We start from the raw sequence: 22,721 nt of genomic DNA on the forward strand, positions 1-22,721 counted from the left end.
CCGACAGGTCAGACCCGGCCGCTCCGCCGATTCGGCCTGCCGGTGCTTCAGGACCAGCCGGTCCGCTGTCTGAGCCATTCCAGCGCCACGACGCCCTGGGCCCGCTGGAAGGCGCGCAGGGTCGGCAGGCCGGGCGGCGCGGGCTGACGGGACTGCCGGACGAAGAAGCCGGTGAGGGCGGCGACGGCCTTGGTGACGTCCGGGTCGGGGTCGGGCAGCAGCTCGTGCGGCGGCGGCCCGCCCTGCATGCCGACCGACGGCAGCATCGCCACCCGGTCGTACCAGGCGGCGGCCCGCGACGCCCACGGCCAGTCGACGACGTAGACGCGCCCGTCCGAGATGAGCACGTTGTCGGCCCGCAGGTCGCAGTGGGCCAGCGTGTCGCCCGCCGCCGCCTCGGCCCAGCCGGACTCCAGCTCGGCCAGCGCCGGCAGGTGGCGCAGCGCCCACGGGTCGAGCCCGGTGGTGTCCTCGCCGAGCAGCCTGCGCCAGCCCTGGAAGGACGTCCCCATGACCTCCCCGATCGGCGGCACGTCCACCGGTGACGGCGTGAGCGCGGCCGACATCCGCTCGACGGCGTCGAGCACCAGGTCCAGCTCGTCGCGCCGCCACGGCATGGCCGGGTGGCGGCCCTCGACGTCCTCGAACGCCATCGCCACCCACCCGTCGAGCTCGAACGCGTCGAGCAGCCGGGGCGCCGGCACCGTGGCGGGCAGGGCGGCGGCGACCCGCGCCTCGGCCCGGTAGATGCGCACCGACTCGGCGTTCGGCTCGGGGCCGACGGCCTTGACGAAGGCCCGGCGGCCGTTGGCGGCGCGCAGCCGCACGGCGGCGGCCGGGGAGAAGCCGCCCTCCTGGGTGACCGCCTCGGCGACGGGCGCGCCGAGCAGTTTCTCGACCGCCTCGCGGACGCCCGGGTGCACCTCGGGCCAGGGCACCCGGGAACCGGACGCGGGCGGGCTGGTGTCCACGCTCATGCCCTCCATCGTCACAGAGGGGCGCAACCGCTTTTTCAGGCCTCGCTGGCGTACACGATGATGTTGTCCAGGTACTCGCCCTTGGCATAGTCGAACTTGCCGCCGCAGGTGACGAGCTTGAGCCCGTCCTCGACGTAGACCTTGCGCAGCGGGAAGTCGTCCTTGTGCACCTGTTCGATCGCGGTGACCTTGTACTCGACGACCTTGCCGTCACTGCGTTCGACCTTGACCGTCTCGCCCTTGCGGACCTGGCGGAGCTTGTAGAAGACGGCCGGCGAGGTCTTGGTGTCGACGTGGCCGACGATGACGGAGGCGCCCTTCTCGCCCGGCACTGCGCTGCCGGTGTACCAGCCGGCGACCTTGGGCTTCTCGTACGGCGGCAGCTCGACCTCGCCGTTCTTGAGCCCGAGCTTCATCAGCGGCGCCTCGACGTCGATCGACGGGATGTCGATGCTGCGGGGCACCACTCCGGCCGCCGTCTCCTCGGGGGCGGACTGCATGTTCTTGCCGGAGGCAACCAGCACGAGGCCCGTCACGGCGCCCGCGAGGACGACCCGTCCCGAACGCGCCATCTTCAGGACCGGCGGCGCTTGACCGCGATCCCGATCCCGGCAGCGGCGGCGACGCCGAGCGCCAGGCCCACGGGCACGAGCGGGATCGACGAGCCCTCGTCGACGTCCTTGCCGAAGGTGCCGCCGCCGCCCGCCCTGGGCGCCTTGGTGGGCACGTCGTCGGGCAGCGGCTCGGGCGCGCGGACGCGCAGCGTGGCGCGGCCGACGTGGTTGGTGCCGTCGCACTTGACGTCGACCCGGTAGGAGCCGCGCCGGACGGTGCCGTTGACCTGCGCCTGGCCGCGTACCCAGGCGCCGCCCGCCCGGGCGCCGGTCGGCGAGGGCGAGGAGGTCGCGGCGTCGGCCGGGTTGAGCGTGACGCCGCTGACGAACGCCCGGGACGTCGCGGTGCCGCTGTGGGCGGGGCCGCCGGTCGGCTCGGGGCAGTTGGCCAGCACCCACACGGTCGAGGTCTCGCCCGCGGTGACGCGGTCGGGGTTGAGCTGGACCAGGATGGACGGGCGGGTGGCCGCCGGGCTCGCCGTGGAGCTCGTGGTGGCGGTCGGCGCCGCCGTGGGGCTGCCAGTGGGACTGCCGGTGGGACTCACTGTCGGGGAGGCCGACCCCGACGGCGGTGTTTGCGCCTCCGCCGAACAACCGGCGAGGCCGATCATGAGGATGGCTCCCGCGTACGCGACCTGGCTGACCCTGAGCACCGCCGCACCCCACTCCGCCGTCTTTCACCAAGCATCCACCAGTTTTCGTGGATGCCGCCCCTCCTGATACCCAGAATTTCTGGGCCAACCCTTACCAATGATCATGTTTCATGTCATCGGCGTGATACGTCAAGGGTGACAGGATCACCGGGGCATGGCGTTGGTTTTACTCTTGTGCCCCTTCAGACGGCGTGTCGTCGGCCCAGCGGGCGCCGACGCCGCGCAGGGTGACCAGGCGGGCCTCGTCACCCGCCTCGCGGTCGATGTGGATCTCCAGCCGGTCGTCGGACAGCCCCTCGACCAGCCCCTCGCCCCACTCGACGACGGTCACCGAGTCTTCCAGCGAGGCGTCGAGGTCGAGGTCGTCCACCTCCAGGTCGCCGCCGAGCCGGTAGGCGTCGACGTGGACCAGCGGCGGCCCGCCGGCCAGCGACGGGTGGACGCGGGCGATGACGAACGTGGGCGAGGTGATCGGCCCGCGCACCTTCAGGCCCTCGCCGATGCCCTGCACCAGCGTGGTCTTGCCGGCGCCGAGCGGCCCCGACAGGACCACCAGGTCGCCGGGCCGCAGCCGGGCGGCCAGCCGGGCGCCGAACGTGCGCATCTCCTCGGCGGTCGGCAGTCTCACAGCGCCACCCTCTTGATCAGGTCGCGGAGCGCGTCGTTGACCACGCCGGGCCGCTCCAGCTGGAGCAGGTGCGAGGTGTCTGGCACCTCGGTGAGCTGGGCCTTGGGCAGCGCCTCGGCCATCGCCCGGCTGTGGTCGGGCGGGGTCAGCCAGTCCTTGTCCCCCACCATGATCGCGGTGGGCACGGGGTCGAGGACGTGCAGCGCGGACAGCTTGTCGTGGTCCATCAGCGCCGGGTAGAAGTCGGCGACCACCTCGGTCGGCGTGCCCCGGATCATGGACTCGGCGAAGTCGACCACGGTCGGGCTGACGTTCTTGGAGTCGCCGAAGCCCATGTAGCGGGTCATGAGGAAGGCGATGTCGCTGCCCGCGTGGCGGGTGCGGTCGATGAACGAGCCGCGGCGGCCCAGCATCGACACGGTCGTGGGGGCCAGCTTGTGCACGACCTTGGAGGCCAGCGCGGGCAGGCCCAGGGTCAGCTCGGCGAGCTTGCCGGCCGAGGTGGACAGCAGGGCCACGCCGCGCACCTTGTCGCCGAACAGCTCGGGGCGGCTGTCGGCCAGCGCCATGATCGTCATGCCGCCCATGGAGTGGCCGACGAGCACGCAGGGGCCGGGCACGTACTGCTCGATGACCTCGGCCAGGTCCTGGCCGAGCCGGTCGATCGTGCTGTCGTCGGCCGCGCCGCGCTGGGAGCGGCCGTGGGAGCGCTGGTCCCACAGCACCATGCGGTGCTGCTCGCGCAGCTCGCGGCGCTGGTAGTGCCACGACTCCAGGTTGAGGCAGTAGCCGTGGCAGAAGACGAGGGTGAGCGGCGCGTCGTCGGGGCCGTCGACCTCGACGTGCAGCGCCTTGCCGTCGGAGGTGATCAGCGTGTGCTCGCGCCCGCGCAGCTCGCCGAACGGCTCGCTCGCCTCGGTGTCGGGGCGCAGCCGGATGCGGCCGACCGCGTAGCGCTTGGCCATGGCGGCCGCGGCGATCCCCGCGGAGGCGGCGCCGACGAGCGCGCCCGCGATGCCGACCTTCCGCCGTGTTGTCGTCGTCATGTCCCTCAGCCTTCGTACACCCTCGGCACCCGAGCGCCGATCCTCGTCACGATCTCATGAGTGATCGTGCCGAGGGTATCGGCCCACTCCTGGGCGGTCGGCTCGCCCTGACCGCCCGGCCCGAACAGGATGACCTCGTCGCCCGCGGCCAGCGGGTCGTCACCCACGTCGATCATGAACTGGTCCATGCACACCCGTCCGGCCACCAGCCTGCGACGGCCTCCCGCCAGCACCTCGGCCCGCCCCGTCGCGTGCCGCAGGATTCCGTCGGCGTACCCGAGCGGCACCAGGCCAAGCGTCGTCTCGCGATCCGTGATGTAAAGGTGTCCGTAGGACACTCCGGAGTCCTCAGGGACGCGTTTGGCGAGGGCGATGCGGGCCGTCAGCGTCATCGCCGGGGTGAGCCCGAAGTCGCCCGCCTCGGGGATCGGGCTCAGCCCGTACATGGCGATGCCGGGCCTGACCAGGTCGTAGTGGGTCCGGGGCAGGGTCAGGATGGCGGCGGAGTTGGCCAGGTGCCTGATCACGTGGGAGCCGCCGGCCCCGGCCTGCTCGGCCAGCTTCAGCGCCGTCTCGAACGCGTCGATCTGCGCCTCGATCGAGGAGTGGCCCGGGATGTCGGAGCAGGCGAAGTGCGACCACAGCCCGGTGACCTCGACGGCGCCCTCGGCCTGCAGCGCGACCGCCCTGGCCACCAGGGCGGGCCAGGCGGCGAGCGGGGCGCCGCCGCGGCTCATGCCGGTGTCGGCCTCCAGGTGGACGCGGGCGGTGACGCCGGTGCGGCGGGCGGCGGCGGCGATCTCGTCGAGCAGCTCCTCGCTCGCGGCCGACAGCTCGACGTCGGCCCGCAGCGCCTCGTCCAGGGGCTCGCCGGGGGTGAGGAGCCAGGCCAGCACGGGGGCGGTGACGCCGCCCTCGCGCAGCGCGAGCGCCTCCCTGACGAACGCGGTGCCGAGCCGGCTCGCGCCGCCCTCCAGCGCGGCCCGCGACGCGGGCACCAGGCCGTGCCCGTAGGCGTCGGCCTTGACGGCCCCCATGAGCTCCGCGCCTGAGGCGCGGTCCTTGAGCAGGGCCACGTTATGCCTGATCGCGGCGAGGTCGACGCGCGCCTGCGCGGGGGTCGCCGTCCGGGAGTCCATACCTCTAGTTTGGCAGCTCGTCCCGATGGTCGAGCGCGATTTCCCTGATGGCCGACGGCACCGCGTCCGCCACGTCGGCGGCGGTCAGCGGCGCGCCGCCCGCGGCCCGGCGTCCGGCGAGCCCGTGCAGGCAGGCGCCGCACGCTCCGGCGTCGGCGCTGCTCAATCCCTGGGCGAGCAGCGCCCCGGCGATGCCGGACAGGACGTCGCCGGTGCCTCCGGTGGCCAGCCAGGGGGTGCCCGTCGTGTTGACGCGGGCGGCGCCGCCCGGCTCGGCCACCACCGTGGTGGAGCCCTTCAGCAGCACGGTCACGCCCAGCTCGGCGGCGGCCCGGCGGGCGTGCGTCAGCCGGTCGGCCTCGATCTCTTCCCGCGCGGCCCCGGTCAGGCGCGCCAGCTCGCCGGCGTGCGGGGTGACGAGCACGGGCGCGGCACGGCGCAGCAGACCCGGCTCCTTGGCCACGAGGGTCAGGCCGTCGGCGTCGACCAGGACCGGCACGTCCGAGGCGAGCACCCGGGTGGCCAGCTCGCGGGCCCAGCCGCCGGTGCCGAGCCCCGGCCCGAGCACCCACGCCTGCACCCGCCCGACGCGGTCGATCGACGGCTCGGCCAGCTCGGTGATGACCGCCTCCGGCCAGCGGGCCCGCACCTGGTCCGCGGGCCCGGCGGGACCGGCGTAGCGGACCATGCCCGCGCCCGCCCGCAGCGCCCCGCCGACGGCGAGCACCGCCGCGCCCGTGTAGAGGTCGCTGCCGGCCGCGACGCCGACGACGCCCCTGCGGTACTTGTCGGACTCCGCGCCCGGCCTCGGCAGCAGCCCGCGCACGTCGTCGCGGGTCAGCGCCGTCACGTCCGGCTCCGGCAGGCAGGGGCCGAGCCCGATGTCGACCAGCTCGACCCGCCCGGCGTGCCCGGCCCCGGGATCGACGAGCAACCCCGTCTTGTACGCGCCCATCGTCACGGTCAGGTGCGCGCGCACGGCGGCGCCCGCCACCCGCCCGCTGCTCGCGTCCACGCCGCTGGGCACGTCGACGGCCACGACCAGCCCGGGGCCCGCCCCCGCCCGCTCCGCGAGCGCGGCGTACGGCTCCCGGAGCGCGCCGGTGGCCCCGATGCCGACCAGGCCGTCGACGACCAGGTCGGCCCGGTCCAGCGCGGCGGCGTCGCCGATCCGCCCGCCCGCGTCGCGGAAGGCCGACAGCCCGGCCTCGTGGGTGCGCGATCCGGCGAGCACCGCCTCGACCGCGGCCCCGCGCCTGGCGAGCGCCGCCCCGGCGTACAGGGCGTCGCCGCCGTTGTCGCCGCTGCCCACGAGCAGCGCGACGCGGCTGCCGTACACGCCGCCGAGCAGGCCCGCGCACGCGGCGGCGAGGCCGGTTGCGGCGCGGAGCATGAGCGTGCCGCCGGGCAGGCGGGCCATGAGCTCCTGTTCGGCGGCTCTGATCTGGTCGGCGGTGTAGGCGGTGATCATCACGTCATCCTTCGGCGATCACGTAGGCGATGGCGATGCCGCCGTCGTGGCTGAGCGAGACGTGCCAGCGCTTGACGCCGAGGCCGTAGGCGACCTCGGCCACCTTGCCGCTGACGTACAGCTCGGGCTTGCCGTGGGGGTCGCAGCGCACCTCGGCCTCCCGGTGGCCGAGCCCGGGGGGCGCGCCCAGCGCCTTGGCCACGGCCTCCTTGGCGGCGAACCTGGCCGCCAGCGAGTGGACGGCGAGCGGCTGCTCGACCTCGGTGAACAGCCGTTCGCGCAGCGCGGGGGTGCGCTTGAGCGTGGCCTCGAAACGCGCGATGTCGACGACGTCGACCCCGATGCCCAGGATCATGGGCCCAGGCTATCTAGAAGTCGCCGCGCTGCCAGGGACCCCAGATGGCGAACGAGCGCCCCCGTTTGGACTGGACGTTCACGTACAGGGTGTGGCCGCCGGGGCCGAAGGCGGAGCCGGCGAACTCCGCGCCAGCGTCGCCCGGGATGGGGGCCAGGCGGCAGAAGTCGAAGATCTTCCCGGCTCTGGTGAGGCCGCGCAGGTAGTTGTCGCCGTCGCCGTCCTCGCACAGGACCAGCGTGCCGCGCCTGCTGACGGTCACGTTGTCCGGCAGGTCGAGGGCGGCCGCGCGGGGCGACTGGTAGACGAGCCGGAGCCGGCCGCTCCACGTCTCGTACGCCCACACCTGGCCGCGGCCCCGGCCGAAGCCGTCGGGCGGCGTCTCGCCGGGCGCGGGGTCGCCGCCCTGGGTGGAGACGAAGTAGACGGTGCCCTGGTGGAAGACCGCGCCTTCGAGCCTGGAGAAGATCGCCGCGCCCGCCGCCCGGCCCTGCCTGCCGACCGCCTGCACGGCGACGTCGTTGGACGGCCTGCCGGTGAACGCGGGGTCGGGGTCGTCGATGTCCACCCAGGTGGTGGCGAAGGCCGCGCCGGGCTCCTGCCCGGTGGACAGGTCGGCGCGCGGCCGGTCGGCGACGGCGAGCATCTGGAGCTTGCCGCCGTCGAGCAGCCGCCCCTCGCGCATCGGATGCCGGGGCGGCACGTAGCGGTAGAAGCCGGACGGGAAGCCGAAGTTGTCCTCGGTCAGGTAGAGCGTGCCGGTGGCCGGGTCGAAGGCCGCCGACTCGTGCGCGAACCGCCCGGCGGCCCTGATCGGCCTGGCCCGCGAGACGCCCTTGAGCGGCACCTCGAAGAGATAGCCGTGCTTCTCGATCAGCCGGGAGTTGTCGCCGCCGGTGAAGTCGTCGCCCACATCGGGCCCGTTGACGGTCTCCTCGCAGCTCACCCAGGCGCCCCAGGGCATCGGGCCGCCCGAGCAGTTCATCATCGTGCCGGTCAGCGACGGCCTGCTCTCGGCCACCTCGCCGTAGCGGCTGACCCGCAGCGTCGCCGTGCCGCCGCCCGCCATCGGGTCGTACGCGAGCCGCTCGTCGCCGAACGCGCCGACAGGGCCGTTGACCTCGTGGTTGCGCACCAGGATCGCGCTGCCGCGCGGCCCGGGGAACGCGGCCATCCCGTCGTGCCTGCCGGGCACCGTGCTGCCGTCGGAGAACTTCTCCCCGGCCGCGTTGAACGAGCGGTAGCGGAACCCCTCGGGCAGGTGCAGCCGCACCTCGCCGTCGCGCTGGTCGGCGACGGGGACGAGCCGCCCGTAACCGGGCGCGGGGGCGGCGCCGCCGCGCTGCCCCGCGCAGGCCACGCCGGCGAACGGCCCGGCGGCCAGAACGGCCCGGGTCAGGAAGCCGCGTCGGTCCATGCGAACTCGGTCCATGCGAAAACCCTCATCATTCCCCGAACTGAGTATCGGTAATCCCCCGATTTTGTCCACAGGCTGTGGATACCCCGGCCGGAACCGCATTCTGACACCATCGCTACGCTGCCAGGGTGAACAACGGTTACGTTGAACTGAGCAGGGAGCAGTGGAGCGAGCTCCGCAAGAACACGCCCTTGACTCTCACGGCGGACGAGCTCGAAGAGCTGCGAGGCGTCGACGACCCCATCGACCTCGCCGAGGTCACCGACATCTACCTGCCGCTGACCCGGCTGCTGAACCTGCACTTCACCGGTTCGCAGCAGCGCAGCAGCGTGCTGAGCGCGTTCCTCGGGCGACCGGGCGGGCGGATGCCGTACATCCTCGGCATCGCGGGCAGCGTCGCGGTCGGCAAGTCGACGACGGCGCGACTGCTGCACACGCTGCTCGCCCGCTGGCCCGAACACCCCCACGTGGAGCTGGTCACCACCGACAGCTTCCTCTACCCCAACGCGGTGCTGGAGTCCAAGGGCATCATGCACCGCAAGGGCTTCCCCGAGAGCTACGACCGCAGGGCGCTGGTGCGGTTCGTGGCCGAGGTCAAGGCGGGCGCGGCCGAGGTGAACGCCCCGGTCTACAGCCACCTGGAGTACGACATCGTCCCCGGCGCCCGCCAGACCGTGAAGAACCCCGACATCCTGATCATCGAGGGGCTCAACGTCCTCCAGCCCGCCCCGCCCACCTCACTCGCCGTCAACGACTACTTCGACTTCTCCATCTACGTGGACGCCAAGGTCGAGGACATCCGCACCTGGTACGTCGACCGGTTCCACAAGCTGCGCCGCACCGCGTTCGAGGACCCCAAGTCCTACTTCCGGCACATCGCCGAGCTGTCCTACGAAGAGGCCACCGAATTCGCGGTCAACGTCTGGCGCGACATCAACGAACGCAACCTCGTGGAGAACATCGCCCCCACCCGCGGCCGCGCCGACCTCGTCCTGCACAAGGGCGCCGACCACTCCGTCAGGCGGGTACGGCTTCGCCGGACCTGAACACCTCGTCGAACAGGTAACTCGCGAACCGCCCCGAACAGCCCAGGTCGTCGATGTCCGCGAACCAGCACTCCTCGCCGTGGTCATGACATGTCAACATCCGCATGAAGTCAGCCTGCCTGATCACGTTCAACGGAACGTCAACGTCGGATGGACGACAATGGCCGGGTGCTCCATCTGCGTCTGATCAGCCCGGCCGACCGCACCGGCGAGGTGCTGGAGGTGCTCGACGACTGCGCCGGCGTCACCAACGTCGCGGTCCTGCCGGGCGCCGCCCACCGGCCGCCCGGCGACCTGGTGCTGTGCGACCTCGCGCGCGAGTCGGCCAACGAGGTCATCGGCCGGCTCGAATGGCTCAAGGACGAGGGCTCGATCGCGGCCGAACAGCTCGACATGGCCCTGTCCAGGGCCGCCGAGGAAGCCGTCGAGGAGGCCCCGGGCGACCCCGACGACGCGGTGGTGTGGGAGGACCTGGCCCAGAAGGTGCACGCCGACTCCCGCATCACCTGGGCGTACCTGGCCTTCCTCGGCATCGCCACGCAGCTCGCGGGCATCGCCGTGCTGCAGGACTCGGTCATCCTCATCGTCGGCGCGATGGTGCTCGGGCCGGAGTTCGGCGCGGTGGCCGCGATCTGCTTCGGGCTGCTGGGCGGCCGGCTGCACCTGATCATCGGGGCGTTCCGGACGCTGGTCGCCGGGTTCGCGTTCGCGATCGGGCTCACGTTCGCCTGCGCGCTCGTCTCGTACCGGCTCGGCTGGATCGGCCCGGAGAGCCTGCGGACGAACGTCGAGGTCGGCTTCATCGTCACGCCCGACCGCTGGTCGTTCATCGTGGCCGTGCTGGCCGGGGCCGCCGGGGTGCTGTCGGTCACGGCGGGCAAGTCGTCGGCGCTGATCGGCGTGTTCATCTCGGTCACCACCGTGCCCGCCGCCGGATACATGGCGGTGGCGCTCGCCCTCGGCGAGTGGCGGGCGGTCGCCGGGTCGGTCTCGCAGCTCGCGCTGAACGTGCTCGGCATGGTCATCGCGGGCACCGCCACCCTGTGGGTCCAGCGGAAATTCTGGCCTCAGGTAGGACGCCGTTCATCCCCGGGGACGAGGCCCCACGAGCACCTGGGCGGGTAGTGTCCCGGGCATGCACATCCTCGCCACCGAGGGGCTGACCAAACGCTTCCCCACCGTCACGGCGCTCGACCAGCTCACGGTCACCGTCGGAACCGGCGTCACCGGCCTCGTCGGGGCGAACGGCGCGGGCAAGTCGACGCTCATCAAGATCCTGCTCGGCCTGCTGCCCGCCTCCTCGGGGACCGCCCGGGTGCTCGACCTCGACGTGTCCACCCGGGGCGCCGACATCCGCAGGCTCGTGGGTTACATGCCCGAGCACGAGTGCCTGCCGCCCGACGTGTCGGCCACCGAGTTCGTGGTGCACATGGCGCGCATGTCCGGCCTGCCGCGCACGGCCGCCCGCGAGCGGGCCGCCGACGTGCTGCGCCACGTGGGCCTGGCCGAGGAGCGCTACCGCCCGATCGGCGGCTACTCGACCGGCATGAAGCAGCGGGTCAAGCTGGCCCAGGCGCTCGTCCACGACCCCAAGCTGATCTTCCTGGACGAGCCGACCAACGGCCTCGACCCGCGCGGCCGCGACGAGATGCTGGCGCTGATCAGGCGCATCGGCACCGAGTTCGGCATCAGCGTGCTGGTCACCTCACACCTGCTCGGCGAGCTTGAGCGGATCTGCGACCACGTGATCGTCATCGACGCCGGGCGGCTGCTGCGCTCCTCGGCGATCACCGAGTTCACCCAGGCGACCCGGACCGTCACGGTCGAGGTCGACGAGGGCACCGAGCCGCTGGCCGCCCGCCTGACCGAGCTAGGCCAGAAGGTCAGCCCGCACGGCCGCCTGCTGCTCGTCGAGGTGTCCGGCCCCGGCACCTACGACGCGATCCGCGACGCCGCCGTCGACCTCGACCTGTGCCTCATCCGGCTGGAGCAGGGCCGCCACCGCATCGAGGACGTCTTCCGGGAGGAGGCGGCCCATGTCTGAGATCTACGACATCGGCTATCGCCACTACGACGGCCCCCGCCTCGGCGGCGGCCACGCCACGCGGGCGCTGGCCGTCCACAGCCTGCGCGGCATCTACGGCCTCGGCCGCACCGCGCGCAGCAAGATCATGCCGTTCTCGCTGGCCACCATCATGCTGCTGCCCGCCGTCGTGTCCGTCGCCGTCATGGCGATGCTCGGCGAGCGCGCCATGACCTACAGTGGCTACGCCGTCATCATGCAGCCGATCGCGGCGATCTTCCTGGCCTCGCAGGCGCCCACCGCCGTCGCCCCCGACCTGCGCCACCGGGTGCTGCCGCTCTATCTGTCACGCCCGATCACGGTCTCCGCGTACGTGGGGGCCAAGGTCGCGGCCATGACCGGGGCGCTGTTCCTCATGCTCGCGGCGCCGCTGATCCTCATGTACGCGGGCGAGCTGGTCATCGACCTCGACGGGCCGCCGCAGACCAAGGAGTTCCTCGGCGCCCTGTCGATGGCCCTGGTGCTGGCGCTGCTGCTGGCCACATTCGGCCTGGCGCTGGCCTCGCTGACGCCCCGGCGCGGGCTCGGCGTCGCCTCGGTCATCGCCGTCTACCTGCTGTCCTTCGCCTCGGTCCCGCTCGTCTACACCGCGCTGGACATGTCGGGCTACCATTCGGCCGCCTCGTGGGCCTGGCTGATGAACCCGTTCTGGCTGGTCGACGCGGTGCAGGTGTGGCTGTTCGACACCCCGCCCAACGCCGACGGCGCCTACCCCGGCGGCCCGATGCCGGCCGTCATCGTGGTGGCGCTCATCGGCCTCGCCCTGGCGGTCCTGGCCGCCCGCTACCGGAAGGCCGCCTCGCGATGAAGATCGAGCTCGCGCAGGTGTCGCGCTGGTACGGCAATGTCGTCGCGGTCAACGACGTCACGATGACGATCGGGCCAGGGGTGACCGGGCTGCTCGGGCCCAACGGCGCCGGCAAGTCGACGCTGCTGCACATGATGGCCGGCTTCCTGGCGCCCTCCGGCGGCACGGTCACGCTGGACGGCCAGAACGTCTGGAAGAACCACCATATTTATCGAAATATCGGGTTAGTGCCGGAACGGGAGGGCGTCTACGGCTTCCTCACCGGCTGGCAGTTCGTCCTGTCCGCCGCCAAGCTCCACGGCCTGCCCGACCCCGCCGAAGCCGCCCGCAAGGCCCTGGCCACCGTCGAGATGGAGGCCCCCAAGGACCGCCGCGTCGAGACCTACTCCAAGGGCATGCGCCAGCGCGTCAAGGTCGCCGCCGCGCTCGTCCACGACCCGGACGTGCTCCTGCTGGACGAGCCCTTCAACGGCATGGACCCGCGCCAGCGCATGCACCTGATGGACCTGATCCGCGCGATGGGCGCCGCCGGCAAGACGATCCTGTTCAGCTCGCACATCCTCGAAGAGGTCGAGCGGGTCGCCCAGCAGATCGAGGTCGTGGTCGCCGGCAGGCACGCCGCCTCCGGCAACTTCCGCGAGATCCGGCGCCTGATGACCGACCGGCCCCACCTGTTCAAGATCCGCTCCAGCGACGACCGCAGGCTGGCCGCGGCCCTCCTCCTCGACGACTCCACCGGCGGCGTCACGCTCGGCCCCGACGGGCTGGAGGTGCAGGCCACCGAGCTGCGGCGCTTCGCCCGCCTGCTCCCCCGCGTGGCCCGCGCCGAAGGCGTCCACCTCCAGCAGGTGTCACCCGCCGACGAGGACCTGGAGAGCGTCTTCTCCTACCTGATCACCAGGAGCACCTGATGAACACCGTGGTCGCAGGCATCACCTACCGGGCATTGCTCGGCAGGCGGCGCATCATCCTGCTGCTCCTCCTGCCGCTCGCCCTCATCGGCCTGGCCGTGCTGCTCCGCGTCATCGGCAGCGACGACCAGCGCTCGGCCGTGCTGCTGATGGAGAAGTTCGCCATCGGCACCATGCTGCCGCTGCTCGGCCTCATCGCCGGCACCGGCGTCATCGCCCCCGAGATCGACGACGGCACCATCATCCACCTGCTGTCCAAGCCGATCTCCCGCCCGGCCATCACCCGGACGAAGTTCCTGGTGGCGGCCTCGCTCCTGGCGCTGTTCGCCGCCGTGCCCACCTACCTCGCCGTCTGGCTCCTGGTCGGCAACGAGGACGGCCTCGCCCCCGGCTTCGCCCTCGGCGCCCTGGTCGCCGGCATCGCCTACGCCGCCGTCTTCCTGCTCCTGGGCATCGTCACCCGCCACGCGGTCACGATCGGCATCACCTACGCCCTCGTCTGGGAGAGCCTCGTCGGCGGCTTCGTCCCCGGCGCGCAGCAGTTCTCGATCCAGCGATGGGCCCTGACCGTCGCCGACCAGCTCTCCGACTCGCCGTTCCTCACCACCCGGGTCACGTTCGGCTTCGCCGTCCCGGCCCTGGTCGTCGTCACCGTCGGCGCGGTCCTCTGGGCGGGCCACCGCCTGCGCGGCTTCGCCCTCACGGGCGACGAGTGACCGATCTCCGGGTACGGGATCCCGTACCCGGAGAAATCGTCAGGCGCAGGCCACACGGACGACGTCGGCGAGGCGTTCGGCGACCTTGGTCGCCTGCTCCTCGGAGGCCGCCTCGACCATCACGCGGATCATCGGCTCGGTGCCGCTGGGCCGGATCAGCACCCGGCCCGTCTCGCCCAGCTCCGCCTCGGCCTCGGCGACCGCGGAGGTGAGCTCGCCGGCCGACGCCTTGCCCCGGTCGACGTCCTTGACGTTGATCAGGATCTGCGGCAGCGCCGTCATGACGGACGCCAGGTCGCGCAGCGTGCTCCCCGAACGGGCCACCACCGACAGCAGGTGGAGCGAGGTGAGCAGGCCGTCGCCCGTGGTGGCGTGGTCGAGCATGATGACGTGGCCCGACTGCTCGCCGCCCAGGTTGTAGCCTTCGCTCTTCATGCGTTCCAGCACGTAACGGTCGCCGACGGCCGTCTCCACCACCGTGATGCCCGCCTCGCGCATCGCCAGCTTGAAGCCCAGGTTGGACATGACGGTCGCGACCACCGTGTCCTTGGCGAGCGTGCCGGCGGCGTGCATGTCGGCGGCGAGGATGGCCATGATCTGGTCGCCGTCGACGATCGCGCCGGTGTGGTCGACCGCCAGGCAGCGGTCGGCGTCGCCGTCGTAGGCGATGCCCAGGTCGGCGCCGCGCGAGACCACCACCTGCTGGAGCTTGTCCAGGTGGGTGGAGCCGTAGCCGTTGTTGATGTTGAGGCCGTCGGGCCTGGCGCCGATCGCCTCGACGCGGGCGCCCGCGCGCAGCAGCGCCTCCGGGGCCACCATGTGGGCCGCGCCGTGGGCGCAGTCGACCACGATGTCCAGCCCGTCCAGCCGCCCCGACACCGTGTCGAGGACGTGCATGATGTAGCGGTCGGCCTCACCGTAGGCGTCGCGGACCCGGCCGACGGCCGCGCCGACGGGACGGCTCCAGTCCTCGCCGAGCCGCCGCTCGATCTCGTCCTCGACCGCGTCGGACAGCTTGAAGCCGCCCCGCGCCAGGAACTTGATGCCGTTGTCGGGCGCCGCGTTGTGCGACGCCGACAGCATGACGCCGAGGTCGGCGCCGAGCGCGGCGGTGAGGTGGGCGACGGCCGGGGTGGGTAGCACGCCGAGGCGCAGCACATCCACTCCAGACGACGCGAGGCCGGCGACCACGGCGGCCTCGAGAAATTCTCCCGAGGCACGCGGGTCCCGGCCTACGACCGCCACCGGCCGCTGCTTGCGGCCTGAGCCGCTGGAGCCGGTGGCGGCGAACACGCCTGCATCGCCGAGGACATGAGCCGCCGCGACCGAAAGGTCCATGGCGAGCTCGGCCGTGAGGTCGCGTCCCGCGACCCCACGTACCCCGTCGGTGCCGAAAAGCCGCGCCAACTTAGCGCTTGCTGTACTGCGGAGCCTTGCGGGCCTTCTTGAGGCCGTACTTCTTCCGCTCCGTGGCGCGGGCGTCACGGGTGAGGAAGCCGGCCTTCTTCAGCGGCGGGCGGTTGACCTCGACGTCCAGGATCGCCAGGGCGCGGGACAGACCCATGCGCAGCGCGCCGGCCTGACCGGTCACGCCGCCGCCGTCGATGCGCGCGATGACGTCGAACGCCTCTTCGGCGCCGAGCACCACGAAGGGCTCGTTGACGATCTGCTGGTGGACCTTGTTCGGGAAGTAGACGTCCAGCGAACGACCGTTGATCGTCCACTTGCCGGTGCCGGGGACGATGCGCACGCGGGCGATCGCCTCCTTACGGCGGCCGGTGCCGTACGAGTTGCCCGTGGTGACGGGCTTGCGCACGGGAGCGTCAGCGCTGGCGGTGGATTCGGTGGTGTACTCGGACGGGAACTCCTCGCCGGAGTAGTCCTCGACCTCGGCCGTCTCGACGGCCGTCTCGACACCGGTGGGCTCAGCCACGGTTCTCCTCTAACTCTTTCGCGAACTACTACTGGGCGATCTGGGTGATCTCGAACGGCACCGGCTGCTGGGCCTGGTGCGGGTGCTCGGAACCCGCGTAGACCTTCAGCTTCTTGGCCATCTTCCGGCCGAGGGAGTTCTTCGGCAGCATGCCCTTCACGGCCTTCTCCACGGCCTTGTCCGGGCGCTTGTCCATGAGCTCGCCATAGCTGACGGAACGCAGACCGCCCGGGTAACCCGAGTGGCGGTAGGCCTTCTTCTGCTCACGCTTGTTGCCGCTGAGCGCGATCTTGTCCGCGTTGATGACGATGACGAAGTCACCGGTGTCGACGTGGTTGGCGAAGATCGGCTTGTGCTTGCCGCGGAGCAGGGTCGCGACGTGGCTGGCCAGCCGGCCCAGCACGACATCGGTCGCGTCGATGACGTACCACTGACGCTGGACGTCGGCGGGCTTCGGTGAGTACGTGCGCACGGTCGTAGCCTTCTTTATGCTCGCGTCTTCGGCGCGCTGCCGGATGCGGCAGCGCTTGGGGTCGGTCGGTGCGGGCACACGACGGCCCGGACCTTCCGTCTCCGCACAGATGGGAGATGACGCCGGACGCGCCGCGCATTGGTCACGCTGGACCTATGCACACAACGAACGATTAGGTTACCCGCCCGAACGGCGGCAGGTCAAAAGACCGGTAACCCTGGCCGAGTCTACCTGATCACAGAACGGTTCTATTTCAGTTCCCTGAGATCCCTTCTTCACCAGGACGAGACATCCCTATCGTTGGTGGCGGTATGTGGCAGAGTTCTCACACCCGGCACACCCAGCGGAGCGCACGGCGCCGGAACCATCTGGGTCTGCTGGCCTGCCTCATGGCCGCGCTGTTCACCGGAGTGCTGCTCGGCCGCATGTCGGGCGATCCCGTGCCGACCGGCCACATCTACCTCAACGAGGCCACCCCGGCCCCCACCCCCAAGGCCGCCGCCCCGGCGCAGAAGCGGGCCGCCCAGCCGATGGCCGAGGCCGTGCCCCGCCAGACCACCACCGCCGCCGCGCCCCGCGCCCGCCACCGGCAGGTCAGGCCCACGCCCAGCCCCACCGACCAGGTGCCCGGCTACACCGCCGACGAGCCGGTCCAGGTCCTGCGCGACAGCGAGCCCGTACAGAGCGTGCCGGGCATGGCCTCCGAGGTCGTCCGCCTCACCAACACCGCCCGCGCCCGGCAGGGCTGCGGCCCGCTGCGCACCGACGCCCGGCTGACCAGGGCCGCCCGGGAGCACTCGTACGAGATGGCCCGCTCCGGCCAGTTCACGCATGAATCGCCCGACGGGTCCTCGCCCTGGGACCGCATGGAGCGCGCCGGCTACCCCGCGGGCGCCGCCGAGAACATCGGCCGCGGCTACTCCTCCGCCGAGGAGGCCGTGAGCGGCTGGCTCGACAGCCCCGACCACCGGCGCAACATCCTCAGTTGCGACTTCAAGGCCATCGGCGTCGGCGTGGTCTCCAGCCCCGAGGGCATCTGGTGGACCCAGGACTTCGGACGCTCGTGACCTTCGCACGGTAATGTCTCCGCATGGGTTTTCCCGACGAACGTGAATCCGGCACGGACAGCACCCCCCGCCGCTCCCGCAGGGACCGCAAGGCCGACGCCGACCCCGGTTCCTTCGCCGGCGCCTTCACCCCGGCCGGCCCCCCTCCCCCCGGCGGCGCCCCCAACCAGGGCGGCCTCGGCGGCGTGGGCGGCCCCCCTTACTCCAGCGGCGCCCCCACCCCGGGCGGCGGCCCCAACGCGGGCGGTGCCCCCAACTCGGGTGGCGGCCCCAACCCGGGCGGCGCTTTCAACCCGGGCGGCGGTCCCAGCCCCGGCGGTGCTTTCAACCTGGACGGCGCCCCCTCCCCGGACGGGGACCCCGACGCCGACGCGCCTCAGGACGAGCCCAAGCGCGGCCGCAGGTCCGGCTCCAGCCGCTCCGAAGGCAAGCGCCCCCGGCAGACCTGGAGCCCCTACGACGAGGAGAACCGCTCGCGCGGCCCGCTCTGGGCGGTCGTCGCCGGCGTCGCCGTGCTCGGCCTGTTCGGCGGCGGCCTGGCGATCATGTTCAACGCCGACGACCCGGCCACCACCGCCGCCAACTCCGAGCAGCGCACCTCCGCCCCGCTCCCGTCGGCCCCGCCCGGCGAGTTCGGCTACGCCGCCAGCCGCAGTACGGACCCCGATCCGCTCACGGTCAAGGAGCTCTTCCGGGCCAAGAAGTTCACCGTCTCCGGCCGCGCCTACCAGATGACGGTCACCAGCAAGGACAAGAAGTGCGCCGACGGCGTGCTCGGCGACAAGATGGCCAAGGCCCTCAAGAGCGGCAAGTGCACCCAGATGATGCGGGCCAGCTTCCGTGACAAGTCCGGCAAGGTGATCGGCACCGTCGGCGTCGCCAACCTCAACACCTCCAAGAGCGCCGCCAAGGTGGCCAAGGCCGGCGGCACCGCCGACTACGTCAAGCCGCTCGCCGGCAAGGACGAGATCACCAAGTTCCTCGGCTCGGGCAGCGGCGGCGCCAAGGTCTGGGCGCACGGCCACTACGCGGTGCTGGTGTGGTTCCAGAGCAAGGACGGCGTCAAGCCCGACAAGAAGCTGTCGAAGCAGCTCTTCCAGGCGGCCGAGGACATCACCAAGCAAACGGTCTTCCAGGCCCTCGACAGGCGGGCGCTGACCGGGATGCGCGCAACCTGATATCGACCATCCGGTCGGTTAACCCCGCAAACAGGACGATCGATCCGACCGGGAACGCTCATACCTAGGGAACGATCTAGCGACTCTCGCTAGGCTCGCCCTTATGCGTGGCCAGGGACCCGGGTCTGAGCACGAGCGTGGCGAAGCCGACTCCGCGACCGCACCATCGACGCCACCGCCTAGCTTCGGCCATCAACCGCCGCCGGGCGAACCGCCAAGCGGCCACCGCGCCGCCCCCTACGCACCCCCGCCCCAGGACCACGGCCCGGGCTCGGGCGAGCCCCCGGCATCCCCGTACGCGGGTACGGCCTCGGGCTCCGGCGAGCATGCGGCGTCCCCGTACGCGGGCTCGGTCTCGGGCTCCGGTGAGCATGCGGCATCTCCCTACGCGAGGACGGCCTCGGGCTCCGGCGAGAACGCGGCGTCCCCGTACGCGAGGTCCGGCGAGCACGGCGGTGAGCAGCAGCCACCGGCCGTCTACCCTGAGCCGACCGCCGAGGAGGCGGAGGGCTGGCTGTCGGTCGAAGGCGAGCCGCACGCCCGGGACGGCTGGCCGGCGCCCGGCGACACGCCCCCGGCCGAAGCGTGGCTCTCCGTCGCCGACACCCCGCCGGTGGAGGGCGACACCCGCCCCGCCATGGCCTGGCCGCCCGCCGGCCTCCCCCCGCACGCCGCCGTTCCCTGGACGCCGCCCCAGCCCCAGGTCCCGCCCCCGTGGCCGACCCCGGCCGGCGACGCCCCGCCCACCCCGCCGTGGCCGTCCCACGCCGAACCCCCACACGGCGAACCCCCACACGCCGAAGCCCCGCCCACGCGCCCCTGGCCCGCCCAGGGCGACGCGCCCTCCGCCATGCCCTGGCCCCCGACGACCGAGGCCACCCCCGCCGCTCCCTGGGCCACCCCCCAGGACGACGGCGCCACCCGCCCCGGCACCGCCTGGCCTCCCGCCCAGCCCGTCAACCAGTGGCACAGCCCCGACCAGGCACACTCCCCGCAACCGGGCCCCACGTACGAGAACCAGTCCCCATCAGGCCCCGCGTACGGCAACCAGCCGAGCCCACCCCCACCGGGACCTGCGTACGAGAACGAACCGCACCCGGGACCCGCGTACGGCAACCAGCCGGGCAACCCGCAGGCCGGGCACACGTACGAGGACGAACCGCACAGGAGGGCAGCCGACGAGGCCCCCGGTGCTGCCGGGCAGTGGCATCCCCCTGCGGACGGGCAGGGCGGCGGGATGTCGGCGCTGCCCGCGTTCCCCGGTGCCCAGCCGTGGGAGGTGAACGACGGGGACGCCGCGCCGTACGACTGGTTCGCCGACCCGGAGAACGCCGAGGCGGCCGCCGCCCAGGGGTGGACCGCCGAGGCGGCCGCCGCTCAGGGGTGGACCGCCGATGCGGCCGCCGCTCAGGGGTGGACCGCCGATGCGGCGGCGCCGGGCGGACCGCAGTGGGAGCCGCCGCCCGCGTTCACCGCCGCCGCAGCGGGCATGCAGGTGTGGCCCGCTCCGGTTGCCGACCCGGTCGCCATGCCGCCCTGGCCCGCCGCCACCGGCGAGCTGGAGGCCGAGGCCGACGACGTCCCCCACCCGGCCGCTCCCGGCCAGGCGCAGCAGCCCTCCGGGTACGCCGCCGAGCCGACCGGCCCGGCCCAGCACCACCCGGACGACCGCGCCCACCCCGCGCCCGAGCCCGCCACCGGAGCCCACCAGCCACCTGCGGCGCCCGCCCCCCAGTCCGCCGCCGAGCACCCACCGGCCACCACGCCGGACCACCCCAACGGGCCCGCCCACCCGGGCGCCCCAGGGCAACCCACAGCCCACGCTCCGGCCCCGCACGGGCAAACCCCGCACGCTCCGGCCCCGCACGGGCAAACCCCGCACGCTCCGGCCCCGCACGGGCAAACCCCGCACGCTCCGGCTCCGCATGCTCAGCCCCCGCACGCCCCGGCCCCGCACGGTCAGCCGGACGGTCGCGGGGAGGCCGTCCCGTCCGGTCACCCCGACGCCCACGGCCAGCCGCCGACCCACGGCCAGCCCTCCGGGCCCGTTCAGCCTGCCGCCGGTCAACCCACCGAACCGGCTCGCCCCGCCGCCGCCTCCCCCCAGCAGGCACACGACCAGGGCGCGCACGACCGGCCCATGCACGACCAGCCCGGCAACGACCACGACCAGAGCGGGCAGCACCAGACCAGGCACGACCAGAACGGTCACGACCACCCCGGGCACGACCAGAGCGGCCACGGACAGGTCGCCCCCCAACCGTTCACCACAGGGGACACCGCCCCTCCCCCCGCAGGCCGGAAGGCCGGTGGGGTGCCGGTGCCGATGCCGGGGGTCAAGCAACCGCCGGCCCCGCTGTTCGACCCGAGCACCCAGCGCCAGCCCGAGCCCGGCGACGTGCCCGTCTGGCCGCCGAACGAGGACCCGGCGGCCAAGGGCCCCGAGCTGCCGTTCAGCCCCGAGGTGTGGGGCAACCGTCACCAGGGCCCGGGCAACAGCCTGCCGGCGCTGGCTCCGGAGGCGTTCCGGCAGCCGCCGTTCGCGCCGATGCCACCGGTCAAGCAGCCGGGCAAGAGCAAGCGGGCGCTGTTCGCGACGCTGGGGGTGCTGGTGCTGGCCGGGGTGGCGACGGGCGGGTTCTTCGCCGTCCGGTCGGTGAGCTCTCCCACGCCGGAGGCGGCCTCGCAGCCGTCGGTCCAGCCGCCGACGCCGACGTCGGCCCCGCCCGCGAGCACGCCGCAGGAGCCGGCCGGCGCGTCGATCCTCAACTCGGAGATCACCGACCCGAAGAAGCTGTCGCTGGCGGAGGCGTTCCCGGAGAAGAAGGTCTCGGCCGCGGGCGCCTCGTTCACCCGGGTGAAGTCCGACCTGGCGGCCAAATGTGACGAGGCGGCGGCGGGCCCGTTCGCGGAGGCGTTGCGCGAGCACAAGTGCAGCCGCGTGCTACGCGCCACGTACGTCGACTCCAAGCGCCGCTACGCGGTGACGACCGGCATCGCGGTGCTGCCCAGCAAGGACGCGGCGCTCAAGGCCGACCGGGCGAAGAACCTGAGCCGTAATGTCTGGTTCCGCGCGCTGCCCGGCGCGGCGGGCTCGGGCGGCGACCGGGTGCACATCGCGGGCGGCTACGCGGCGGGTCTGGTGTGGGGCCGCTACATCGTCTTCAGTTACGCCACCCACGCCGACGGCCACACGCCGGAGGCCAAGGAGAAGACGCTCATCAAGGTCAGCAGCGCGTTCCGGGACGAGACGGCGGAGGTTCTGGAGCGGCGGATCAACCAGAACTGACGCCCGGCAGCGTGCGGACGCGCCGGGTGGCGGCGGCTCGCGCGGCGAGTTCGGCCGCGGGCGGGTAGGTCACCTCTTCGAGGCAGAGGCCGCGCGCGGGCGCCACGTGGACGCCGGAGTCGCGTACGGCCTGGGCGAGCACTTCGCCTGGCCACGGCACCGGCCGGCGTCCGTCGCCGACGGCCAGCAGTGAGCCGACGAGCGCCCGCACCATCGAGTGGCAGAACGCGTCGGCGACGACGGTGGCGACGAGCACGCCGTTGTCCTCGCGGATCCAGTCGAGCCGCTGGAGTTCTCGGATCGTGGTGGCGCCTTCGCGCTTCTTGCAGAAGGCGGCGAAGTCGTGCTCGCCGAGGAGCCGGGCGGCGGCGGCGTTGAGCGCGTCGAGGTCGAGGGGCCGGTTGTGCCAGACGACCGCGTGCCGCAGCAGCGGGTCCACGCCGCCGACGGCGTCGCTGATCCGGTACGCGTAGCGCCGGGAGACGGCGGAGAACCGGGCGTCAAAGCCCTCAGGAGCCACGCAGACGCGAAATATCCGTACATCGGGGTCCAGCACTCCCCCGAACCTCCGCACCAGCGCAGCGAGCCTCTCGTCCACGCCGAGCGGCGCCGGGCTGTTGCCGTCGAGCTCCGCCAGCGCCTCGTCCGGCACATCGACGTGCGCCACCTGCCCCCGGGCGTGCACGCCCGCGTCCGTGCGGCCGGCCACGGTCAGGTCGGGCGGCTCGGGCAGCCGCAGGATCCGCCCCAGCGCCCGCTCGATCTCCCCCTGGACCGTACGGAGCCCGGGCTGGCGGGCCCACCCGGAAAAGCCGCCCCCGTCATAGCCGAGGTCGAGCCGGAGCCGTACCACGATCTTCCTCCCGGTAAGCGAAAAGGGCCCGGCCCCCACGAAGGGGTCCGGGCCCGGCAGCCTGA

At 72.8% G+C, this 22,721-nt stretch carries 23 protein-coding genes; 9 read left to right on the forward strand and 14 right to left on the reverse strand.

Translation table 11 applies throughout. From position 1 onward, the window contains the following. Positions 1-47: 47 nt before the first annotated feature. The 9 genes from ACWDXC_RS04675 to ACWDXC_RS04715 form a co-directional block, all read right to left on the reverse strand. The gene (locus ACWDXC_RS04675) at positions 48-977 is read right to left on the reverse strand and encodes a phosphotransferase (protein WP_449978051.1); all 930 of its coding nucleotides are present in this window, start codon (positions 975-977) and stop codon (positions 48-50) included. 35 nt (positions 978-1,012) lie between these two features. Beyond that, positions 1,013-1,549: a class F sortase gene (locus tag ACWDXC_RS04680; protein WP_449978053.1), complete on the reverse strand. Its 537-nt coding sequence runs from the start codon at positions 1,547-1,549 to the stop codon at positions 1,013-1,015. Between the two features lie 2 nt (positions 1,550-1,551). Beyond that, positions 1,552-2,244: a hypothetical protein gene (locus ACWDXC_RS04685; RefSeq protein WP_357591380.1), complete on the reverse strand. Its 693-nt coding sequence runs from the start codon at positions 2,242-2,244 to the stop codon at positions 1,552-1,554. Positions 2,245-2,410: 166 nt separating this feature from the next. Then, on the reverse strand, positions 2,411-2,872 hold the full coding sequence (gene tsaE / locus ACWDXC_RS04690; protein ID WP_449978056.1) for a tRNA (adenosine(37)-N6)-threonylcarbamoyltransferase complex ATPase subunit type 1 TsaE: 462 nt from the start codon (positions 2,870-2,872) through the stop codon (positions 2,411-2,413). Continuing rightward, the gene (locus ACWDXC_RS04695) at positions 2,869-3,918 is read right to left on the reverse strand and encodes an alpha/beta hydrolase (protein WP_449978059.1); all 1,050 of its coding nucleotides are present in this window, start codon (positions 3,916-3,918) and stop codon (positions 2,869-2,871) included. The genes tsaE and ACWDXC_RS04695 overlap by 4 nt, the downstream gene beginning before the upstream one ends. A gap of 5 nt (positions 3,919-3,923) precedes the next feature. Further along, positions 3,924-5,057 (reverse strand): alanine racemase, encoded by a 1,134-nt coding sequence (gene alr, locus ACWDXC_RS04700; protein ID WP_449978061.1) that lies wholly within the window; start codon positions 5,055-5,057, stop codon positions 3,924-3,926. A gap of 4 nt (positions 5,058-5,061) precedes the next feature. Further along, complete coding sequence (locus ACWDXC_RS04705) at positions 5,062-6,528, reverse strand: NAD(P)H-hydrate dehydratase (RefSeq protein WP_449978063.1); 1,467 nt, start codon at positions 6,526-6,528, stop codon at positions 5,062-5,064. A 4-nt stretch (positions 6,529-6,532) separates the two neighbouring features. Then, complete coding sequence (locus tag ACWDXC_RS04710; protein WP_219500474.1) at positions 6,533-6,883, reverse strand: holo-ACP synthase; 351 nt, start codon at positions 6,881-6,883, stop codon at positions 6,533-6,535. A gap of 13 nt (positions 6,884-6,896) precedes the next feature. Next, a complete protein-coding gene (locus ACWDXC_RS04715) occupies positions 6,897-8,300 on the reverse strand; it encodes a PhoX family protein (protein WP_449978066.1) in 1,404 nt (467 codons plus the stop codon). 128 nt (positions 8,301-8,428) lie between these two features. Here ACWDXC_RS04715 and coaA point away from each other — a divergent pair, with 128 nt between their 5' ends. Continuing rightward, positions 8,429-9,346: a type I pantothenate kinase gene (coaA, locus tag ACWDXC_RS04720; protein ID WP_364173740.1), complete on the forward strand. Its 918-nt coding sequence runs from the start codon at positions 8,429-8,431 to the stop codon at positions 9,344-9,346. On the opposite strand, the gene ACWDXC_RS04725 is transcribed toward coaA, so the two are convergent. Beyond that, on the reverse strand, positions 9,318-9,452 hold the full coding sequence (locus ACWDXC_RS04725) for a hypothetical protein (RefSeq protein ID WP_281426775.1): 135 nt from the start codon (positions 9,450-9,452) through the stop codon (positions 9,318-9,320). The genes coaA and ACWDXC_RS04725 overlap by 29 nt on opposite strands. A gap of 62 nt (positions 9,453-9,514) precedes the next feature. On the opposite strand from ACWDXC_RS04725, the gene ACWDXC_RS04730 reads away from it, so the two are divergent. Genes ACWDXC_RS04730 through ACWDXC_RS04750 form a run of 5 tightly spaced genes read left to right on the forward strand, consistent with a single transcriptional unit; the run spans position 9,515 to position 13,864 of the window. Next, complete coding sequence (locus ACWDXC_RS04730; protein ID WP_449978071.1) at positions 9,515-10,471, forward strand: DUF389 domain-containing protein; 957 nt, start codon at positions 9,515-9,517, stop codon at positions 10,469-10,471. A 10-nt stretch (positions 10,472-10,481) separates the two neighbouring features. Then, the gene (locus ACWDXC_RS04735) at positions 10,482-11,390 is read left to right on the forward strand and encodes an ABC transporter ATP-binding protein (protein ID WP_219500467.1); all 909 of its coding nucleotides are present in this window, start codon (positions 10,482-10,484) and stop codon (positions 11,388-11,390) included. Continuing rightward, a complete protein-coding gene (locus ACWDXC_RS04740; protein WP_449978074.1) occupies positions 11,383-12,237 on the forward strand; it encodes an ABC transporter permease in 855 nt (284 codons plus the stop codon). Before ACWDXC_RS04735 ends, ACWDXC_RS04740 begins: the two co-directional genes overlap by 8 nt. After that, positions 12,234-13,148, forward strand: a complete 915-nt coding sequence (locus tag ACWDXC_RS04745) for an ABC transporter ATP-binding protein (protein ID WP_364173746.1) — start codon at positions 12,234-12,236, stop codon at positions 13,146-13,148. Before ACWDXC_RS04740 ends, ACWDXC_RS04745 begins: the two co-directional genes overlap by 4 nt. Then, positions 13,148-13,864 carry an ABC transporter permease subunit gene (locus ACWDXC_RS04750; protein ID WP_449978077.1) on the forward strand — a complete coding sequence of 239 codons (717 nt, stop codon included), beginning with the start codon at positions 13,148-13,150 and terminating at the stop codon, positions 13,862-13,864. The genes ACWDXC_RS04745 and ACWDXC_RS04750 overlap by 1 nt, the downstream gene beginning before the upstream one ends. A gap of 39 nt (positions 13,865-13,903) precedes the next feature. Here ACWDXC_RS04750 and glmM read toward each other — a convergent pair whose 3' ends face one another. The 3 genes from glmM to rplM are packed head-to-tail and all read right to left on the reverse strand — an operon-like array spanning position 13,904 to position 16,269. Further along, positions 13,904-15,271 (reverse strand): phosphoglucosamine mutase, encoded by a 1,368-nt coding sequence (glmM, locus tag ACWDXC_RS04755; protein ID WP_449978079.1) that lies wholly within the window; start codon positions 15,269-15,271, stop codon positions 13,904-13,906. 1 nt (position 15,272) lies between these two features. Next, a complete protein-coding gene (rpsI, locus tag ACWDXC_RS04760; protein ID WP_219500457.1) occupies positions 15,273-15,797 on the reverse strand; it encodes a 30S ribosomal protein S9 in 525 nt (174 codons plus the stop codon). A gap of 28 nt (positions 15,798-15,825) precedes the next feature. Next, positions 15,826-16,269 carry a 50S ribosomal protein L13 gene (gene rplM, locus ACWDXC_RS04765; RefSeq protein WP_106236123.1) on the reverse strand — a complete coding sequence of 148 codons (444 nt, stop codon included), beginning with the start codon at positions 16,267-16,269 and terminating at the stop codon, positions 15,826-15,828. Positions 16,270-16,580: 311 nt separating this feature from the next. Between rplM and ACWDXC_RS04770 the strand changes: the two genes are divergently transcribed. From ACWDXC_RS04770 to ACWDXC_RS04780, 3 genes are all read left to right on the forward strand, one after another. Beyond that, complete coding sequence (locus ACWDXC_RS04770) at positions 16,581-17,336, forward strand: CAP domain-containing protein (protein WP_449978083.1); 756 nt, start codon at positions 16,581-16,583, stop codon at positions 17,334-17,336. Between the two features lie 23 nt (positions 17,337-17,359). Then, positions 17,360-18,514 carry a hypothetical protein gene (locus ACWDXC_RS04775; protein ID WP_449978086.1) on the forward strand — a complete coding sequence of 385 codons (1,155 nt, stop codon included), beginning with the start codon at positions 17,360-17,362 and terminating at the stop codon, positions 18,512-18,514. Positions 18,515-19,127: 613 nt separating this feature from the next. Continuing rightward, on the forward strand, positions 19,128-21,803 hold the full coding sequence (locus tag ACWDXC_RS04780) for a hypothetical protein (protein ID WP_449978089.1): 2,676 nt from the start codon (positions 19,128-19,130) through the stop codon (positions 21,801-21,803). On the opposite strand, the gene truA is transcribed toward ACWDXC_RS04780, so the two are convergent. After that, the gene (truA, locus tag ACWDXC_RS04785) at positions 21,790-22,656 is read right to left on the reverse strand and encodes a tRNA pseudouridine(38-40) synthase TruA (RefSeq protein ID WP_449978092.1); all 867 of its coding nucleotides are present in this window, start codon (positions 22,654-22,656) and stop codon (positions 21,790-21,792) included. The two genes, ACWDXC_RS04780 and truA, sit on opposite strands and share 14 nt — an antisense overlap. Positions 22,657-22,721 lie beyond the last annotated feature (65 nt).

It is taken from the genome of Nonomuraea sp. NPDC003214 (assembly GCF_053590035.1).

Bases quoted from the DNA above. Each gene is read 5' to 3' on its own strand.
- ACWDXC_RS04675 (WP_449978051.1), bottom strand. From the start codon at position 977: ATGAGCGTGGACACCAGCCCGCCCGCGTCCGGTTCCCGGGTGCCCTGG.
- ACWDXC_RS04680 (WP_449978053.1), bottom strand. From the start codon at position 1,549: ATGGCGCGTTCGGGACGGGTCGTCCTCGCGGGCGCCGTGACGGGCCTC.
- ACWDXC_RS04695 (WP_449978059.1), bottom strand. From the start codon at position 3,918: ATGACGACGACAACACGGCGGAAGGTCGGCATCGCGGGCGCGCTCGTC.
- alr (WP_449978061.1), bottom strand. From the start codon at position 5,057: ATGGACTCCCGGACGGCGACCCCCGCGCAGGCGCGCGTCGACCTCGCC.
- ACWDXC_RS04705 (WP_449978063.1), bottom strand. From the start codon at position 6,528: ATGATCACCGCCTACACCGCCGACCAGATCAGAGCCGCCGAACAGGAG.
- ACWDXC_RS04710 (WP_219500474.1), bottom strand. From the start codon at position 6,883: ATGATCCTGGGCATCGGGGTCGACGTCGTCGACATCGCGCGTTTCGAG.
- ACWDXC_RS04715 (WP_449978066.1), bottom strand. From the start codon at position 8,300: ATGGACCGACGCGGCTTCCTGACCCGGGCCGTTCTGGCCGCCGGGCCG.
- ACWDXC_RS04725 (WP_281426775.1), bottom strand. From the start codon at position 9,452: ATGCGGATGTTGACATGTCATGACCACGGCGAGGAGTGCTGGTTCGCG.
- ACWDXC_RS04735 (WP_219500467.1), top strand. From the start codon at position 10,482: ATGCACATCCTCGCCACCGAGGGGCTGACCAAACGCTTCCCCACCGTC.
- ACWDXC_RS04740 (WP_449978074.1), top strand. From the start codon at position 11,383: ATGTCTGAGATCTACGACATCGGCTATCGCCACTACGACGGCCCCCGC.
- ACWDXC_RS04745 (WP_364173746.1), top strand. From the start codon at position 12,234: ATGAAGATCGAGCTCGCGCAGGTGTCGCGCTGGTACGGCAATGTCGTC.
- ACWDXC_RS04750 (WP_449978077.1), top strand. From the start codon at position 13,148: ATGAACACCGTGGTCGCAGGCATCACCTACCGGGCATTGCTCGGCAGG.
- ACWDXC_RS04770 (WP_449978083.1), top strand. From the start codon at position 16,581: ATGTGGCAGAGTTCTCACACCCGGCACACCCAGCGGAGCGCACGGCGC.
- ACWDXC_RS04775 (WP_449978086.1), top strand. From the start codon at position 17,360: ATGGGTTTTCCCGACGAACGTGAATCCGGCACGGACAGCACCCCCCGC.